Source organism: Cereibacter sp. Soil_C_27, assembly GCF_057657095.1.
Genome location: NZ_JBDGJD010000006.1, coordinates 1 through 16,105, shown reverse-complemented (window position 1 = coordinate 16,105; position 16,105 = coordinate 1). Strand labels below are relative to the sequence as shown.

Genomic DNA, 16,105 nt, shown 5'->3' with positions numbered 1-16,105 from the left:
GGCCTCTTGCTTTCTACCGCCGACGCTTCACGCAATCGCAACTTGAGCCATCGACAATCCGCGTTTTAGCATGATTGTAGGTTTGGAAGCGCCAGAGGGGAGAACGGCATGAAGAGACAGCAGCGCACGTCGCACGTCGGGGTCAGAACCGCTGACCGTCCTGATGCGCGGCCCTGGCTGGTGGCGGGTCTCGGAATGCTGGTGCTGGCGGGCTGGGCGGTCGCGGCTCAGGCACAGGAGACGGAGCAGACCGTCATCAAGGCGCATGGCATCTCGACCTTCGGCGATCTGAAATATCCTGCCGATTTCCAGCATCTCGACTATGTGAACCCCGAGGCGCCCAAGGGCGGCGAGATCGCCGAATGGGCCTTCGGCGGCTTCGATTCGATGAACCCCTATTCGGTGAAGGGCCGGGCTGCGGCCTTGTCGAGCATCAGCCTCGAAAGCCTGCTCACCGGAACCGCAGACGAGATCGGCGCGGCCTATTGCCTGCTCTGCGAGACGCTGGAGTATCCCGAGGACCGCTCGTGGGTGATCTTCAACCTGCGGCCCGAGGCAAGGTTCTCCGACGGCTCGCCGGTGACGGCCGCCGATGTGGTCTTCTCCTACGAGACATTCCTGGCCAAGGGCCTGACCGATTTCCGCACCGTCTTTGCCACGCAGGTCGAAAGCGCCGAGGCGCTGGGCGAGCATCGGGTGAAGTTTACCTTCAAGCAGGGCATCCCCACCCGCGACCTGCCGCAGGATGTTGGCGGCCTGCCGGTGCTGTCGAAGGCGCATTACGAGGCGAACGGGCTCGATCTGGAGCAGAGCAGCCTGACGCCCTTCCTCGGCTCGGGCGCCTATCTGCTCGACAGCATGAAGACCGGCCAGACCGTCGTCTATCGCCGCAACCCCGACTATTGGGGCAACGACCTGCCGATCAACCGCGGCACCAACAACTTCGACCGCATCCGCATCGAATATTACGCCGATTACAACGCGGCCTTCGAAGGCTTCAAGGGCGGCAGCTACACCTTCCGCAACGAGGCTTCCGCGATCCTCTGGGCCACGGGCTACGATTTTCCGGCGGTGCAGAACGGCGGCGTGATCAAGGCCGAGCTGCCCTCGGGCGCCAAGGCCTCCGGGCAGGCCTTCATGTTCAACCTGCGCCGCGAGAAGTTCCAGGACCCCCGCGTGCGCGAGGCTGTGGGGCTGATGTTCAACTTTGAATGGTCGAACCAGACGCTGTTCTACGGAATCTACGAGCGGGTGAACTCGCTCTGGGACAACAGCTATCTCGAGGCCGAGGGGCCTGCCTCGCCGGAAGAGGTGGCGATCCTGCAGCCATTGGTGAACGAGGGGCTCTTGCCCGCCGCGATCCTCACCGAGCCTCCGGTGATGGCCCCCACCTCGGGCGAGCGGCAGCTGGATCGCGGCAACCTGCGCCGCGCCAGCAAGCTTCTGGACGAGGCGGGCTGGCCGGTTGGCTCCGATGGGTTACGGCGCAACGCCGGGGGCGAGGTGCTGCGCGTCGAGTTCCTGAACGACAGCCAGACCTTCGACCGGGTGATCAACCCCTTCATCGAGAACCTGCGTGCGCTCGGGATCGACGCGCTGATGACCAAAGTTGACAACGCGCAACTCGAAAGCCGCACCCGCCCGCCGAGCTACGATTTCGACATCGCCACCGGCAACGCCACGACCAACTACATCTCCGGGTCGGAGCTGAAGCAGTTCTACGGATCGGGCACGGCGGATGTGTCCAGCTTCAACATGATGGGGCTGAAGAGCCCGGTGGTGGACAGGCTGATCGAGGTGGTGCTGGCGGCGAAGACCAGCGACGAGCTGACGGTGGCCACCAAGGCGCTGGACCGGGTGCTGCGCGCCGAACGCTTCTGGGTGCCGCAATGGTTCAAGAGCACGCACACCGTCGCCTATTACGACATGTACGAGCATCCCGAGACGCTGCCGCCCTATGCTCTGGGCGAACTGGCCTTCTGGTGGTACAACGCCGACAAAGCCGCCGCGCTGAAGACGGCGGGTGTGTTGCGGTAAGAAAGAGCAGTTCCCCCACATGGGTGCCTATATCCTCCGGCGTTTGCTGCTGATCATCCCGACGCTGTTCGGTATCATGGTCATCAACTTCGTCCTGACCCAGTTCGTGCCGGGCGGCCCGATCGAGCAGGTGCTTGCCCGGCTCGAGGGTGGCGGCGATGCCTTCCAGACCATCGCGGGCGGGGGCGACGCGGGCGGGGCGCCGCAGGATTTCGGCACGGATGAACGCTACGTCGGCTCGCGCGGCCTGCCGCCCGAGTTCATCGCCGATCTCGAGCGGCAGTTCGGCTTCGACAAGCCGCCGCTGGAACGCTTCCTGACGATGATGTGGAACTACCTGCATTTCGACTTCGGCGAGAGCTACTTCCGCTCGATCTCGGTGGTGGATCTGGTGCTGGAGAAGATGCCGGTCTCGATCTCGCTCGGGCTCTGGTCGACGCTGATCGCCTACCTGATCTCGATCCCGCTCGGCATCCGCAAGGCGGTGCGCGACGGCTCCAGCTTCGACACCTGGACCTCCGGCGCGATCATCATCGCCTATGCGATCCCGGGCTTCCTCTTCGCCATCCTGCTTCTGGTGCTTTTCGCGGGCGGTTCCTACTGGCAGTGGTTCCCGCTGCGCGGCCTGACTTCGGACAACTGGGACCAGCTGAGCCTCTGGGGCAAGGTGGTGGATTACTTCTGGCACATCACCCTGCCGGTGCTGGCCTCCACCATCTCGGCCTTCGCCACGCTGACGCTGCTGACCAAGAACAGCTTCCTCGAGGAGATCCGCAAGCAATATGTGATGACGGCGCGGGCCAAGGGGCTGAGCGAGGGCCGGGTGCTCTACGGCCATGTGTTCCGCAACGCCATGCTGATCGTCATCGCCAGCTTCCCCTCGGTCTTCGTCTCGGTCTTCTTCGGCGGCAGCCTGATCATCGAGACGATCTTCTCGCTCGACGGGCTGGGGCGGCTCGGGTTCGAGGCGGCGGTGGCGCGGGATTATCCGGTGATCTTCGGCACGCTCTTCGTCTTCGGGCTGATGGGGCTGCTGATGGGGATCCTGTCGGACCTGATGTATATCTGGATCGACCCCCGCATCGATTTCGAGACGAGGGGCTAGATGGCGCTGTCGCCGCTGAACCAGCGCCGCTGGCGCAACTTCCGCTCCAACGGCCGGGCCTTCTGGTCGCTGGTGGTCTTCTCGCTGCTGTTCGGCCTGTCGCTCTTTGCCGAGCTCCTGGCCAACGACAAGCCGCTGATCGTGAACTACAAGGGCGAGTACTACCTGCCGATCCGCAGCTTCTACCCCGAGACGGCCTTCGGCGGGGACTTCCAGACCGAAGCGGCCTATCGCGACCCCGAGGTGCAGTGCCTGATCGTCGCCGCGGGCAGCGAGGCCTGCTGGGACGACCCCGAAGGGGTGATGGCCGAGGCCAAGGGCGGCACGGTGGACGGCCAGCCGGTGCAGACCGGCTGGATGCTCTGGCCGCCGATCCCCTACAGCTACAACACGATCAACGACATCGGCGGCGCCGCGCCCTCGGCCCCCGATGCGCAGCATTGGCTCGGCACCGATGACACGGCGCGCGACGTGCTGGCGCGGGTGATCTACGGCTTCCGGCTGTCGGTCGCCTTCGCGCTGATCGTCACCGCGCTGACCTCGGTCATCGGCATCGCGGCGGGGGCGGTGCAGGGCTATTTCGGCGGGCTGACCGATCTGATCTTCCAGCGCATCATCGAGCTCTGGGGCTCCACGCCGTCGCTCTATGTCATCATCATCGTCGCGGCGATCTGGCAGATGAACTTCTGGCTGCTGGTCGGGCTGATGGTGTTCTTCGGCTGGACCGGGCTCGTCGGTGTGGTGCGGGCCGAGTTCCTGCGCGCCCGCAACTTCGAATATGTCCGCGCCGCACGGGCGCTCGGCGTCTCTGACCGGGTGATCATGTTCCGCCATGTGCTGCCGAACGCGATGGTCGCCACGCTGACCATGCTGCCCTTCATCATCACCGGCACCATCGGCAGCCTCGCGGCGCTCGACTTCCTCGGCTTCGGCCTGCCGGCCAGCGCACCGTCGCTGGGCGAGCTGACGCTGCAGGCCAAGCAGAACCTGCAGGCGCCGTGGCTCGGTTTCACCGCCTTCTTCGCCTTCGCCATCATGCTGAGCCTGATGGTCTTCATCTTCGAGGGCATCCGCGATGCCTTCGACCCGCGAAAGACGTTCAGATGACCGCCGTTCTCGACGTGCAGAACCTCACGGTCCGCTTCCGGCAGGACGGGCGGGTGATCGAGGCGGTGAAGGGCGTGAGCTTCACCGTCGACAAGGGCGAGACCGTGGCGCTGGTGGGCGAGAGCGGGTCGGGCAAATCCGTCACCGCGCTGTCCACCGTGGCGCTTCTGCCCGACAGCGCCGAACGCGGCGGCTCGGTGCGCTACAACGGGCAGGAGATGGTGGGGGCGGCGGAGCCGCTGCTGCGGAAGGTGCGTGGCAACGACATCAGCTTCATCTTTCAGGAGCCGATGACCTCGCTGAACCCGCTGCACACGATCGAGCGGCAGCTGAGCGAAAGCCTCGCGCTGCATCAGGGGCTGACCGGCGCCAAGGCGCGGGCGCGGGTGCTGGACCTCTTGGAAAAGGTCGGCATCCGCGAGGCGGAAAGCCGGCTCGGCGCCTATCCGCACCAGCTTTCGGGCGGGCAGCGGCAGCGGGTGATGATCGCGATGGCGCTCGCCAACGGGCCAGACCTGCTGATCGCCGACGAGCCGACCACCGCTCTCGACGTGACGATCCAGGCGCAGATCCTCGATCTTCTGGCCGAGCTGAAGGCGAAGGAAGGGCTGAGCCTTCTGTTCATCACCCATGACCTCGGCGTGGTGCGGCGCATCGCCGACCGGGTCTGCGTGATGCAGGGCGGCGAGATCGTCGAGCAGGGCCCGGCGGCGCAGATCTTCGCCGATCCGCAGCACCCCTATACCCGCAAGCTGCTCGCCGCCGAGCCGCAGGGCCGCCCCGACCCGGTGCCCGCCGATGCGCCCGAGATCGTCAGCACCCGCAACCTGCGGGTCTGGTTCCCGATCCATCGCGGCCTGCTGAAGCGCACCGTCGGCCATGTGAAGGCGGTGAACGACGCCACGCTGGCGATCCGCGCCGGCGAGACGGTGGGGGTAGTGGGCGAGAGCGGGTCGGGCAAGACGACGCTGGCGCTGGCGATCATGCGGCTGATCGCGTCGGAGGGGCCGGTGGTCTTCATGGGGCAGGACATCAGCGGCTATCGCAGCCGCCAGATGCGCGACCTGCGCCGCGACATGCAGATCGTCTTCCAGGACCCGTTCGGCAGTCTCAGCCCGCGCATGACGGTGGAACAGATCATCGCCGAGGGGCTGGGCGTGCACGGGCTGGAGCCGGGGCGCAACCGGCGCGAGATGGTGGCCGAGATCATGACCGAGGTCGGGCTCGACCCGGCGGCGATGGGGCGCTATCCGCACGAATTCTCCGGCGGGCAGCGGCAGCGCGTGGCCATCGCCCGCGCCATGATCCTGCGGCCGAAGCTGGTGGTGCTGGACGAGCCGACCAGCGCGCTCGACATGACGGTGCAGGTGCAGATCGTCGATCTTCTGCGCGACCTGCAGCGCAAATGGGGGCTGGCCTATCTCTTCATCAGCCACGACCTGCGGGTGGTGCGGGCCCTGTCGCACCGGGTGATGGTGATGAAGGAGGGCGATGTGGTCGAGGAGGGCGACAGCGCCACCGTTTTCGCCGCCCCGCAGAACGCATACACCCGCACCCTGCTGGCAGCGGCCTTCGGGCAGGCGGTTCCCGAGGCGGTGTAGAGCGGCGCGATGAAGATCCTGTTCGTCCACCAGAACTTCCCCGGCCAGTTCCTGCATCTCGCGCCGGAGCTGCAGCGTCGGGGGCACGACTGTCTCGCCCTGACCGATGTGGCCAACCAGCGGCCCTCCAGCACCCGGACGCTGCGCTATCGCCACGAGGTGCCCTTGCCCGACCCGGCGGCAACGCGGCTCGGGCGCAACTTCACCCAGATGAGCGACCGCGGCGTCAGCACCGCCCGCGCCGCGATGCAACTGCGCGCCAAGGGCTATGTGCCCGACGTGATCTTCGGCCATTCCGGCTGGGGCGAGACGCTGTTCCTCAAGGAAGTCTGGCCCGAGGCGAAGCTTCTGGTCTATGCCGAATTCTACTATTCCGGGCGTGGGCAGGATGTGGGCTTCGATCCGGAGTTCGACAAGCGCGGCTTCGATGCGGTGATGGTGGCACAGGGCCGCACGGCGCATCTGGGGCAGGCGCTGCTGCATGCCGATGCCGGGGTCTCTCCCACCGGCTGGCAGGCCAGCACCTACCCGCCGCCGCTGCGCCGGATGATCGAGGTGATCCACGACGGCGTCGATACCGCGGTGATGGCACCGGATGCCACGGCCAGCGTCACGCTGCCGGGCGGGCGGGTGCTGCGCGCAGGCGACGAGGTGTTGACCTTCGTCAACCGCAATCTGGAACCCTACCGCGGCTATCACAGCTTCATGCGCGCCCTGCCGGAGGTGCTGCGGGCGCGGCCCGAGGCGCAGGTGGTGATCGTCGGCGGCGACGGTGTCAGCTATGGGCAGGCGCCGCGCGAGGGCAGCTGGAAGGAGCGGTTTCTGGCGGAGGTGCGGGGCGGGCTCGATCTCGACCGGGTGCATTTCCTTGGCAAGGTGCCCTATCCGACCTTCCGCGCGCTGATGCAGGTCAGCCGGGCGCATGCCTATCTGACCTATCCCTTCGTGCTGTCATGGTCGATGCTCGAGGCGATGGCGGCGGGGGCGCTGGTGGTGGGCTCCGCCACCGCGCCGGTGGCCGAGGTGATCGAGGACGGGGTGAACGGGCGGCTGGTCGATTTCTTCGACATCGCCGGCTGGTGCGCCACCCTGACCGAGGCTCTGGCCGAGCCGGAGCGCTTCGCCCCGCTGCGCGCCGCCGCGCGCCGGACGATCCTCGAGCGCTATGATCTGCGCGGCGTCTGCCTGCCGCGCATGGTCGAGTTCGTGGAGCGGCACGGCTGATCAGAACGCAGGGCTGTGCTGCAGTCGGCTCTGGTCATAGGCGTCGAAGCTGCGGGCGATCATCCGCGTCAGGAGCCGCGCCCGGGGCGGGATCGCCAACCCGCGCGCATCCTGCTCCAGAAGCCCGGGGAAGGCCGCCAGCGCCCTGTCGAACAGCGCCTGCACCCGCTCCGGCGTGGTGTCGAGCAGCATGAGCTCATCCCGGTTCACCCGGAAATCGCACATGAGCGCCTCGATGATCCGGGCGCGCAGCCGGTCCTCGCCGAGAAAGACATGCCCGCGCGCGGTGGAGAAATGCCCCGCCCTGATCGCCTTCATGTGGTCCGCCGTGCCCGGCGCGTTCTGGGCATAGCCCTGCGGAAAGCGCGAGATGGCCGAGGCGCCGAGACCGACCAGCACCGGCGCCGTGTCGTCGGTATAGCCCTGGAAGTTGCGCCGGAGCCGCCCGACGGCCTGCGCCACCGCCAGCCCGTCGCCCGGGCGGGCGAAATGGTCGATGCCGATCTGGCGATAGCCGTCCCAGGTGAAGAGGTCGCGCGCCACCTCGAACAGATGCAGCCGCTCTTCGGCGCGGGGCACGGTATCGGTGGCGATCATCAGCTGCCGCCGCGACATCCACGGCACATGGGCATAGCCATAGAGCGCGACGCGGTCGGGCGAAAGCGACAGCAGTTTCTGCACCGAATCGGCGATCCGCCCCGTGGTCTGCGAGGGCAGGCCATAGAGGATATCGGCGCTCAGGCTGCGGATGCCGCGCCGGCGCAGCCCCTCGATCACGTCGCGCGTCAGCTCGTAGCTCTGCTCGCGGCCGATGGAGCGCTGGATCTCGGGGTCGAAATCCTGGATGCCGATCGAGGCCCGGGTCAGCCCCGCCGCGGCCAGCGCATCGAGCCGGGCATCGTCGATCTCGTTCGGGTCGATCTCTACCGAGAACTCGGCGCCCTTGCCCATCGGCACCGCGTCGAGGATCGCCGCCGCCAGCTCGCGCATCAGATCGGCGGGGATGAGAGTCGGCGTGCCACCGCCCCAATGCAGCCGCGAAAGTGTGACCCCCGGCGCGAGACGGGCCTTCAGGAGCGCGATCTCGGACTTGAGCGTTGCGACATAAGCGCGCACCGGAGCGTCGGAACTCGTGCCTTGCGTGCGGCAGGCACAGAAAAAGCAGAGCCGTCGGCAGAAGGGAACGTGGAGGTAGAGCGAGAGCGACGAACCGCCGGGAATGGCAGAAATCCAGTCGCATAAGGCGCGGCCATCGACCGCCCGTCCGAAGTGCGGAGCTGTCGGGTAGCTCGTATACCGCGGTACACGGGCGTCGAAGAGCCCAAGACGTGCGAGATCGGGTTGAGACTGCATCGACTTTCGTTATTGCCGAAACTCGGCTATGGCTTTGATACAGATCAAACGAGGTTAAGGCATGGCGCTGCACGAAGTTCCCACGCTGCATGGAGGATGTGGCGATTGTCCCATCCGCCACAGGGCGGTCTGTGCGCGCTGCGATACCGACGAGCTCGCGCTTCTCGAGAACATCAAGTATTACCGTTCCTATCAGGCCGGTCAGACGGTGATCTGGTCCGGCGACAAGATGGATTTCGTGGCCTCTGTCGTCACCGGCATTGCCACGCTGACCCAGACCATGGAGGACGGGCGCCGCCAGATGGTCGGGCTTCTGCTGCCGTCGGATTTCGTCGGGCGGCCCGGACGGCAGACCGTGGCCTATGACGTGACGGCGACCACCGACCTTCTGATGTGCTGTTTCCGCCGCAAGCCCTTCGAGGAGATGATGATCGCCACGCCGCATGTCGGGCAGCGTCTGCTCGAGATGACGCTGGACGAGCTCGACGCGGCGCGGGAATGGATGCTGCTGCTGGGGCGCAAGACCGCGCGCGAGAAGATCGCGAGCCTCTTGGCAATCATCGCCCGCCGCGACGCCTCGCTGAAGCTGCGCGATGCCAAGGGCCCTCTGGTCTTCGATCTGCCGCTGACGCGCGAGGAAATGGCGGATTATCTGGGGCTTACGCTGGAGACCGTGAGCCGGCAAGTCTCGGCGCTCAAGCGCGATGGGGTGATCGCGCTCGAAGGCAAGCGTCATGTCATCGTCCATGACCTCGGCAGGTTGCTCGAGGAAGCCGGCGACGACAGCGACGGCGGCTTCCTCGTCTGACGCCTAGTGCGCCATCAGGACCGGGACTTCGGCAAGTTCGAGCAGGTCACGAGTGGCGCCGCCAAGAATGGCCTCGCGGAAGCGCGAATGGCCGTAGGCGCCCATCACCAGAAGATCGGCGTTCAGGTCGCGCACATGCCGCGCCAGCACGTCTGACACGCGCGGCAGCGTCTTGGCCACGACCGAAACCTCGGCCCGCACCCCATGGCGCACCAGCATCTGGCAGAGCATGCCGCCCGGGTCGGAGCGCTCGGCCCCATGCGCCGACGGATCGACCACCACGACATTGACCATCTCGGCCCGCACGAGGAAGGGCAGGGCGCGGCGGATCGCGGTCAGCGCCTCGCGGCTCTGGTCCCAGGCGATGACGATGCGGGTGCCGATGCTGGCGCTGAGCGCCGGATCGTCGGGCAGCACCAGAACCGGCGCCTGCCCGTCGAAGAGCGCGGCTTCAACCACCGCCTCGGCCTCGGGGCCGCGGCCCTTGCCGTAGGGCCGGCCCAGCACGACGAGATCGGCGAAGCGCGCCCGCATGCCGACCAGCCCGCCCAGCCCCCCGAGCTGCGCCACCGCCGCCTCGACCGAGGCGCGCAGCCCGACCGGCTGGGCGACGATCGCGGTATTGGCCGCCGTCTCGATGCCCTGCGCCTCGGTCTCGGCACGCTCCAGCGCCATCTGCAGCACCACCGCGGTGCCGCCCATGTTGTAATAGGCTACCTGCGTCGTATCGATGCCCAGAGCCAGAACATCCAGATGCCCATCCGCGGCCATCGCCAGACGGGCGGCGACGGAAAGGGCGGGATCGATCCTGTCGGCTGCGGTCGCAACGGTCAGAATGGATTTGTAGGCCATTGCAGATCCTCCTTGGAAATTTCTGGTGCCCGCACTTATAGGGCCGCCAATCCCCTTGTTTCCTTGACTCGGATCAAGCTGCAGAACGGAAAGTCTTGATGTGGATCAAGGCAGTCAGAGCGGTATGCCATCACATACAGCGCTGTCGATAACGTCGGCCGACACCCGAGTCGGACCGGACAGACGAAGGGACGCACAATGTGGGATTACATAAAGCTGGTCGTGCTTGGCCTGATCGCGCTGGGTGCCGCGATCGTGGCCAACCGCGCGCACGACCTCGCATTCATGGTGAACGCAGTCGAGGTCATGCTGGCCGCCGGCATCGTTTTCCTCTGGACGCTTCGCTCGATGGGCGATGACAGGACGCCGGTCCTCCAGACCGAATACATGGACGGGGTGATCCGCTACGGGGTCGTGGCCACCGCCTTCTGGGGGGTCGTCGGGTTTCTCGTCGGTACCTTCATCGCGTTCCAGCTCGCCTTTCCGGAGCTGAACTTCGACTGGTCGCAGGGCTATCTGAACTTCGGACGGCTGCGGCCGCTGCACACCTCGGCGGTGATCTTCGCCTTCGGTGGCAACGCCCTGATCTGCACGAGCTTCTACGTGGTGCAGCGCACGAGCGCTGCGCGGCTGTTCGGCGGCAACCTCGCCTGGTTCGTGTTCTGGGGCTACAACCTCTTCATCGTGCTCGCCGCCACCAGCTATCTCTTGGGCGGGTCGCAGTCGAAGGAATATGCCGAGCCGGAATGGCACATCGACCTCTGGCTGACGGTGGTCTGGGTCGCCTATCTGCTGGTGTTCCTCGGCACGATCATCAAGCGCAAGGAACCCCACATCTACGTGGCGAACTGGTTCTACCTTTCCTTCATCGTCACCGTGGCGATGCTGCACATCTTCAACAACCTCTCGATCCCGGTCTCCTTCCTCGGCTCCAAATCCGTGCAGGTCTTCTCGGGCGTTCAGGATGCGATGGTGCAGTGGTGGTATGGCCACAACGCCGTGGGCTTCTTCCTGACGGCGGGCTTCCTCGGGATGATGTACTACTTCGTGCCGAAGCAGGCCGAACGCCCGGTCTTCAGCTACAAGCTGTCGATCGTCCACTTCTGGGCGCTGATCTTCCTCTACATCTGGGCCGGTCCGCACCACCTGCACTACACCGCGCTGCCGGACTGGGCCGCGACGCTGGGCATGGTGTTCTCGATCATGCTGTGGATGCCGTCCTGGGGCGGGATGATCAACGGTCTGATGACGCTCTCGGGCGCCTGGGACAAGCTGCGCACCGATCCGGTGATCCGGATGATGGTGGTCTCCATCGGTTTCTACGGCATGTCGACCTTCGAAGGGCCGATGATGTCGATCAAGGCGGTGAACTCGCTGTCGCACTATACCGACTGGACCATCGGACACGTCCATTCCGGCGCGCTCGGCTGGAACGGCATGATCACCTTCGGCGCGCTCTACTTCCTGACGCCGAAGCTCTGGAACCGCGAGCGGCTCTACAGCCTGACGCTGGTCTCCTGGCACTTCTGGCTCGCGACCATCGGCATCGTGCTCTACGCCTCGTCGATGTGGGTCACCGGCATCATGGAAGGTCTGATGTGGCGCGAGGTGGATGCCAATGGCTTCCTCGTCAACGCCTTCGCCGACACCGTCGCCGCCAAGTTCCCGATGTATGTCGTCCGGGGCCTCGGTGGGGTCATGTATCTCTCCGGCGCGCTCATCATGTGCTACAACCTGTGGAAAACCGCGACCTCGTCTCCCGCCCGGGTGACGACGCCGTCGGCTGTTCCCGCTGAATGACCGGAGGGAACAATGGCCTTTCTCGACAAGCATAAAGTCATCGAAACCCATGCCACGCTGCTGCTGATCCTCAGCTTCCTCGTGGTCACCATCGGCGGTCTGGTGCAGATCGTGCCGCTGTTCTACCTCGAGAACACCATCGAGGAAGTGCAGGGCGTGCGTCCCTACACCCCGCTGGAGCTCGCCGGGCGCGACATCTACATCCGCGAGGGCTGCTATGTCTGCCACAGCCAGATGGTGCGCCCGATGCGCGACGAGGTGGAGCGCTACGGCCATTACAGCCTCGCCGCGGAATCGATGTATGACCATCCCTTCCAGTGGGGGTCCAAGCGCACCGGGCCCGATCTCGCCCGGGTGGGCGAGCGCTACTCCGACGACTGGCACGTCGATCACCTGACCGACCCGCAGTCCGTGGTGCCGGAGTCGGTGATGCCGAAATACGGCTTCCTGCTCGACCGCCAGATCGACGGGCGCCGTATCGAGGCCGAGATGGCCGTGCACCGCACGCTGGGCACGCCCTATACCGACGAGATGCTGCAGAACGCCGTGGCGGACTTCAGGGCGCAGGCCGATCCGAACGCCGACTACGACGGCATGGTGGAGCGCTACAAAACCGCCATGCTGCCGGAAGACCCGGCGCAGGCCAACGGGCGCGACCCGCTGATCGCGGTGCGCAACTTCGACGGCCAGCCGCAGCTGACCGAGATGGACGCGCTGATCGCTTATCTTCAGGTGTTGGGCACGATGGTCGACTTCTCGACCTTCACCCCCGACGCCAGCCGGTGAGGGGGAAGGGACATGGATACCTACAGCCTGCTCCGTGAGTTTGCCGACAGCTGGATGCTTCTGCTGCTGACGGCCTTCTTCGTGGGCGTGGTGCTCTGGGCCTGGCGCCCGGGCAGCCGCCGCCTGCATCAGGAGGCCGCCACGTCGATCTTCCGCAACGATACGAAACCCGCCGGCGACGGCACGATCCCGTCGTCAAGGGAGACGAGGACATGAGTGTGAAACCGACCAACCGGAAACCCGGCGATCCGACCACCACGGGCCATTCGTGGGACGGGATCGAGGAGTTCAACAACCCGATGCCGCGCTGGTGGCTCTGGACCTTCTACGCCTGCATCGTCTTCGCGCTCGGCTACACCGTGGCCTATCCCGCCTGGCCGATGATCAGCCGGGCGACGCCGGGCATCCTCGGCGCCTCGACGCGGGCCGATGTCGCCTCGGAGATCCAGCGCTTCTCCGATGCCAACGGCCCGATCCGCGCCCGGCTGGAGGAGGCCGATCTGACGGCCATCGCCGCCGATCCCGAGCTGAACCAGTTCGCGACCAGCGCCGGGGCCGCGGTGTTCCGCACCAACTGCTCGCAGTGCCACGGGTCGGGTGCGGCGGGGGTGCAGGGGCAGGGCTATCCGAACCTGCTCGACGACGACTGGCTCTGGGGCGGTGATATCGAGGCGATCCACACCACCGTCACCCACGGCATCCGCAACACCACCGACGCCGAGTCGCGCTACAGCGAGATGCCGCGTTTCGGTGCCGACCAGATCCTCGAGCCCGCGCAGATCGGGCAGGTCGTCCAGCACGTTCTGGCGATCTCGGGGCAGGAGCATGATGCGGCGCTGGCCGCCGAGGGCGCAGCGGTCTTTGCCGAGAACTGCGTCGCCTGCCATGGCGAAGAGGGCAAGGGCGACCGCAGCCTCGGCGCGCCGAACCTGACCGACGCGATCTGGCTCTACGGTGGCGATCAGGCGACCCTGACCGACAGCGTCACCAACGCCCGCTTCGGGGTGATGCCGAACTGGACGCCGCGCCTCTCCGAGGCCGACATCCGCTCGGTCGCCGTCTATGTCCACGGGCTCGGCGGCGGCGAGTGACACGAGGTTCCCGGGGGGCACGCCTCCCGGGATCGCGGCCGGTCCCCTCGCTTTCGTGCGTCCGGGTGCGGGGGGCCGGTGCTTGTGAGCGGACTTGCGGAGCGGAGACCTCCGGGCGACGCCTGTCTCAAATGATGTATCACGAATGCGTATTTTGACTCAGGTCAATGCCCGCGGCTCGCTTCCGTCCGAGAACTCTCCCAACCCATCCAGCCGGAGTCCGCTTGTGACCAGCCCCGATACCCAGCCGACCAGCCTCTACGCCAAGCGCGAGCCGGTCTTTCCCCGCCGCGTGAAGGGTTCCTTCCGCACGATGAAGTGGTGGATCATGGCGGTGACGCTGGGTATCTACTACCTGACCCCGGCGATCCGCTGGGACCGCGGCCCGAACCTGCCCGATCAGGCGGTGCTGGTCGATATCGCCAACCGGCGCTTCTTCTTCTTCATGATCGAGATCTGGCCGCATGAATTCTACTTCGTGGCCGGCCTGCTGATCATGGCGGGCCTCGGGCTCTTCCTCTTCACCTCGGCGGCGGGGCGGGTCTGGTGCGGCTATGCCTGCCCGCAGACGGTCTGGACCGACCTCTTCATCCTCGTCGAACGCTGGATCGAGGGCGACCGCAATGCCCGGGTGCGGCTGCATCATCAGGGCTGGAGCGCCGAGAAGCTGCGCAAGCGGCTGGTCAAATGGTCGGTCTGGCTGCTGATCGCGCTCGCAACCGGCGGGGCCTGGGTGTTCTATTTCACCGATGCGCCGACGCTGATGCGCAATCTGCTGACCTTCAGCGCCCATCCGGCCGCCTATATCACCATCGCCATCCTCACCCTAACCACCTTCGCCTTCGGCGGCTTCGCCCGTGAGCAGATCTGCATCTATGCCTGCCCCTGGCCGCGCATCCAGGCCGCGATGGTGGACGAGGACACGATCACCGTCGCCTATCGCGACTGGCGTGGCGAACCGCGCGGCAAGCTGCACAAAGGTGCCGCCGACCCGGCCAAGGGCGACTGCATCGACTGCATGGCTTGCGTCAACGTCTGCCCGATGGGCATCGACATCCGCAATGGGCAGCAGATGGAATGCATCACCTGCGCGCTCTGCATCGACGCCTGCGACGACGTGATGGACCGGATCGGCAAGCCGCGCGGGCTGATCTCCTATCTCGCCTATACCGACGAGGTGGCCGAGCGGGCCGGGGGCAAGCCGAAATCGGCCTGGAAGCACGTCTTCCGCCTGCGCACGCTGCTCTACACCGGGCTCTGGGCCGGGGTGGGCACCGCGCTGGTGGTGGCGTTGTTCCTGCGCACCGACATCGACGTGAACGTGACCCCGGTGCGCAACCCGACCTATGTCACGCTGTCGGACGGGGCGATCCGCAACACCTATGACGTGCGGCTCCTGAACAAGCACGGCGACGACCGACCGTTCCGGATCTCGGTCACCAGCGAGGCCGATCTGGCGCTGACGCTGGAGGGCACGACCGAACAGGTGGTGACGGTGCCGGCCAACCAGACCATGACCCAGCGCGTCTATCTCACGGCGGCCCCGGGCAGCCCGGCGGCGCTGGCCGCGCGCAGCGACCTGCGGCTCTGGGTCGAGGATCTGGGCAATACCGAGCGTGTGCATCACGACACGATCTTCAACGGAAAAGGCGAGTGACATGGCGGAAATCACCGGGCGTAAAGTGTTCTTCATCACCACCGGCGCCTTCGGTGTCATCATCGCCGTCAATCTGGTGATGGCCTGGCAGGCGATCAGCACCTTTCCGGGGCTGGAGGTGGAGAACTCCTATGTCGCAAGCCAGACCTTCGATGCCGACAAGGCCGCGCAGCTCGCGCTCGGCTGGACGCTGGCCGCGGATTACGACGAGAGCGGCAAGGTTCTGCACCTCACCTTCACCGGCGCCGACGGGCGGCCTGCCGATGTGGCGACGCTGGGCGTGCTGGTCGGGCGCACCACGGAAAAGCAGGAGGACCGCAACCCGCAGTTCAATCAGGCGGCGGGCCGCTTCACCGCGCCGCTGGACCTGCGGCCGGGCAAGTGGATGATGCATGTCGAGGCCACCGCGCGGGATGGCACGCCCTTCCGCCAGCGGATCGACCTCTATGTGGAGGGCTGAGCCATGAGCATCGCCGAGCGCATCGACACGGGCGGGGGGCAGACCGCTTCGGCCTGCCCGGCCTGCGCCGTGGTCCCCTCGGCCGAGCGGCTGGCCCAGCTTGCGGCGCCAACCTCGGCGCGGCTGATGCTGTCGCTGCCCACGGCCCATTGCGCGGCCTGCATGTCCACTGTCGAGGGCGGGCTGGAGAAGCTGCCCGGCGTGCGCTCGGCGAGGGTGAACCT

15 protein-coding genes are annotated in these 16,105 nt (G+C 66.4%); 13 read left to right on the top strand and 2 right to left on the bottom strand.

Features of this window, described 5'->3' with window-relative positions:
• Positions 1 to 108: 108 nt before the first annotated feature.
• The 5 genes from AC3A5Z_RS19580 to AC3A5Z_RS19560 are packed head-to-tail and all read left to right on the top strand — an operon-like array spanning position 109 to position 7,074.
• Positions 109 to 2,037 (top strand): extracellular solute-binding protein, encoded by a 1,929-nt coding sequence (locus AC3A5Z_RS19580; RefSeq protein WP_487520988.1) that lies wholly within the window; start codon positions 109 to 111, stop codon positions 2,035 to 2,037.
• A gap of 19 nt (positions 2,038 to 2,056) precedes the next feature.
• Positions 2,057 to 3,142 carry a microcin C ABC transporter permease YejB gene (locus tag AC3A5Z_RS19575; RefSeq protein ID WP_487520987.1) on the top strand — a complete coding sequence of 362 codons (1,086 nt, stop codon included), beginning with the start codon at positions 2,057 to 2,059 and terminating at the stop codon, positions 3,140 to 3,142.
• Positions 3,143 to 4,249 (top strand): ABC transporter permease, encoded by a 1,107-nt coding sequence (locus tag AC3A5Z_RS19570; protein WP_487520986.1) that lies wholly within the window; start codon positions 3,143 to 3,145, stop codon positions 4,247 to 4,249.
• The gene (locus AC3A5Z_RS19565; protein ID WP_487520985.1) at positions 4,246 to 5,850 is read left to right on the top strand and encodes an ABC transporter ATP-binding protein; all 1,605 of its coding nucleotides are present in this window, start codon (positions 4,246 to 4,248) and stop codon (positions 5,848 to 5,850) included. Before AC3A5Z_RS19570 ends, AC3A5Z_RS19565 begins: the two co-directional genes overlap by 4 nt.
• 9 nt (positions 5,851 to 5,859) lie before the next feature.
• Complete coding sequence (locus AC3A5Z_RS19560) at positions 5,860 to 7,074, top strand: glycosyltransferase family 4 protein (protein ID WP_487520984.1); 1,215 nt, start codon at positions 5,860 to 5,862, stop codon at positions 7,072 to 7,074.
• Here AC3A5Z_RS19560 and hemN read toward each other — a convergent pair whose 3' ends face one another.
• On the bottom strand, positions 7,075 to 8,427 hold the full coding sequence (gene hemN, locus AC3A5Z_RS19555; RefSeq protein ID WP_487520983.1) for an oxygen-independent coproporphyrinogen III oxidase: 1,353 nt from the start codon (positions 8,425 to 8,427) through the stop codon (positions 7,075 to 7,077).
• A gap of 61 nt (positions 8,428 to 8,488) precedes the next feature.
• Between hemN and fnrL the strand changes: the two genes are divergently transcribed.
• A complete protein-coding gene (gene fnrL / locus AC3A5Z_RS19550) occupies positions 8,489 to 9,235 on the top strand; it encodes a transcriptional regulator FnrL (RefSeq protein WP_487520982.1) in 747 nt (248 codons plus the stop codon).
• A 3-nt stretch (positions 9,236 to 9,238) separates the two neighbouring features.
• On the opposite strand, the gene AC3A5Z_RS19545 is transcribed toward fnrL, so the two are convergent.
• Positions 9,239 to 10,087 (bottom strand): universal stress protein, encoded by an 849-nt coding sequence (locus AC3A5Z_RS19545; RefSeq protein ID WP_487520981.1) that lies wholly within the window; start codon positions 10,085 to 10,087, stop codon positions 9,239 to 9,241.
• 198 nt (positions 10,088 to 10,285) lie between these two features.
• Here AC3A5Z_RS19545 and ccoN point away from each other — a divergent pair, with 198 nt between their 5' ends.
• The 7 genes from ccoN to AC3A5Z_RS19510 all read left to right on the top strand — a co-directional run.
• Positions 10,286 to 11,887: a cytochrome-c oxidase, cbb3-type subunit I gene (gene ccoN, locus AC3A5Z_RS19540; protein ID WP_487520980.1), complete on the top strand. Its 1,602-nt coding sequence runs from the start codon at positions 10,286 to 10,288 to the stop codon at positions 11,885 to 11,887.
• 12 nt (positions 11,888 to 11,899) lie between these two features.
• On the top strand, positions 11,900 to 12,673 hold the full coding sequence (ccoO, locus tag AC3A5Z_RS19535) for a cytochrome-c oxidase, cbb3-type subunit II (RefSeq protein WP_487520979.1): 774 nt from the start codon (positions 11,900 to 11,902) through the stop codon (positions 12,671 to 12,673).
• 12 nt (positions 12,674 to 12,685) lie between these two features.
• Positions 12,686 to 12,889 (top strand): cbb3-type cytochrome c oxidase subunit 3, encoded by a 204-nt coding sequence (locus AC3A5Z_RS19530; protein ID WP_487520978.1) that lies wholly within the window; start codon positions 12,686 to 12,688, stop codon positions 12,887 to 12,889.
• Positions 12,886 to 13,764, top strand: coding sequence for a cytochrome-c oxidase, cbb3-type subunit III (gene ccoP, locus AC3A5Z_RS19525; protein WP_487520977.1), 879 nt, complete (start codon positions 12,886 to 12,888; stop codon positions 13,762 to 13,764). Before AC3A5Z_RS19530 ends, ccoP begins: the two co-directional genes overlap by 4 nt.
• 226 nt (positions 13,765 to 13,990) lie before the next feature.
• Entirely contained in the window at positions 13,991 to 15,421 is a 1,431-nt protein-coding gene (ccoG, locus tag AC3A5Z_RS19520; protein WP_487520976.1) for a cytochrome c oxidase accessory protein CcoG, read from the top strand.
• A 1-nt stretch (position 15,422) separates the two neighbouring features.
• On the top strand, positions 15,423 to 15,881 hold the full coding sequence (locus tag AC3A5Z_RS19515; RefSeq protein ID WP_487520975.1) for a FixH family protein: 459 nt from the start codon (positions 15,423 to 15,425) through the stop codon (positions 15,879 to 15,881).
• A gap of 3 nt (positions 15,882 to 15,884) precedes the next feature.
• The coding region (locus AC3A5Z_RS19510; protein WP_487520974.1) for a heavy-metal-associated domain-containing protein at positions 15,885 to 16,105 on the top strand (221 nt) is incomplete at its 3' end.

Bases quoted from the DNA above. Each gene is read 5' to 3' on its own strand.
- AC3A5Z_RS19580 (WP_487520988.1), top strand. From the start codon at position 109: ATGAAGAGACAGCAGCGCACGTCGCACGTCGGGGTCAGAACCGCTGAC.
- fnrL (WP_487520982.1), top strand. From the start codon at position 8,489: ATGGCGCTGCACGAAGTTCCCACGCTGCATGGAGGATGTGGCGATTGT.
- hemN (WP_487520983.1), bottom strand. From the start codon at position 8,427: ATGCAGTCTCAACCCGATCTCGCACGTCTTGGGCTCTTCGACGCCCGT.
- AC3A5Z_RS19545 (WP_487520981.1), bottom strand. From the start codon at position 10,087: ATGGCCTACAAATCCATTCTGACCGTTGCGACCGCAGCCGACAGGATC.
- ccoN (WP_487520980.1), top strand. From the start codon at position 10,286: ATGTGGGATTACATAAAGCTGGTCGTGCTTGGCCTGATCGCGCTGGGT.
- AC3A5Z_RS19565 (WP_487520985.1), top strand. From the start codon at position 4,246: ATGACCGCCGTTCTCGACGTGCAGAACCTCACGGTCCGCTTCCGGCAG.
- ccoP (WP_487520977.1), top strand. From the start codon at position 12,886: ATGAGTGTGAAACCGACCAACCGGAAACCCGGCGATCCGACCACCACG.
- AC3A5Z_RS19575 (WP_487520987.1), top strand. From the start codon at position 2,057: ATGGGTGCCTATATCCTCCGGCGTTTGCTGCTGATCATCCCGACGCTG.
- AC3A5Z_RS19515 (WP_487520975.1), top strand. From the start codon at position 15,423: ATGGCGGAAATCACCGGGCGTAAAGTGTTCTTCATCACCACCGGCGCC.
- AC3A5Z_RS19530 (WP_487520978.1), top strand. From the start codon at position 12,686: ATGGATACCTACAGCCTGCTCCGTGAGTTTGCCGACAGCTGGATGCTT.
- AC3A5Z_RS19570 (WP_487520986.1), top strand. From the start codon at position 3,143: ATGGCGCTGTCGCCGCTGAACCAGCGCCGCTGGCGCAACTTCCGCTCC.
- ccoO (WP_487520979.1), top strand. From the start codon at position 11,900: ATGGCCTTTCTCGACAAGCATAAAGTCATCGAAACCCATGCCACGCTG.
- AC3A5Z_RS19560 (WP_487520984.1), top strand. From the start codon at position 5,860: ATGAAGATCCTGTTCGTCCACCAGAACTTCCCCGGCCAGTTCCTGCAT.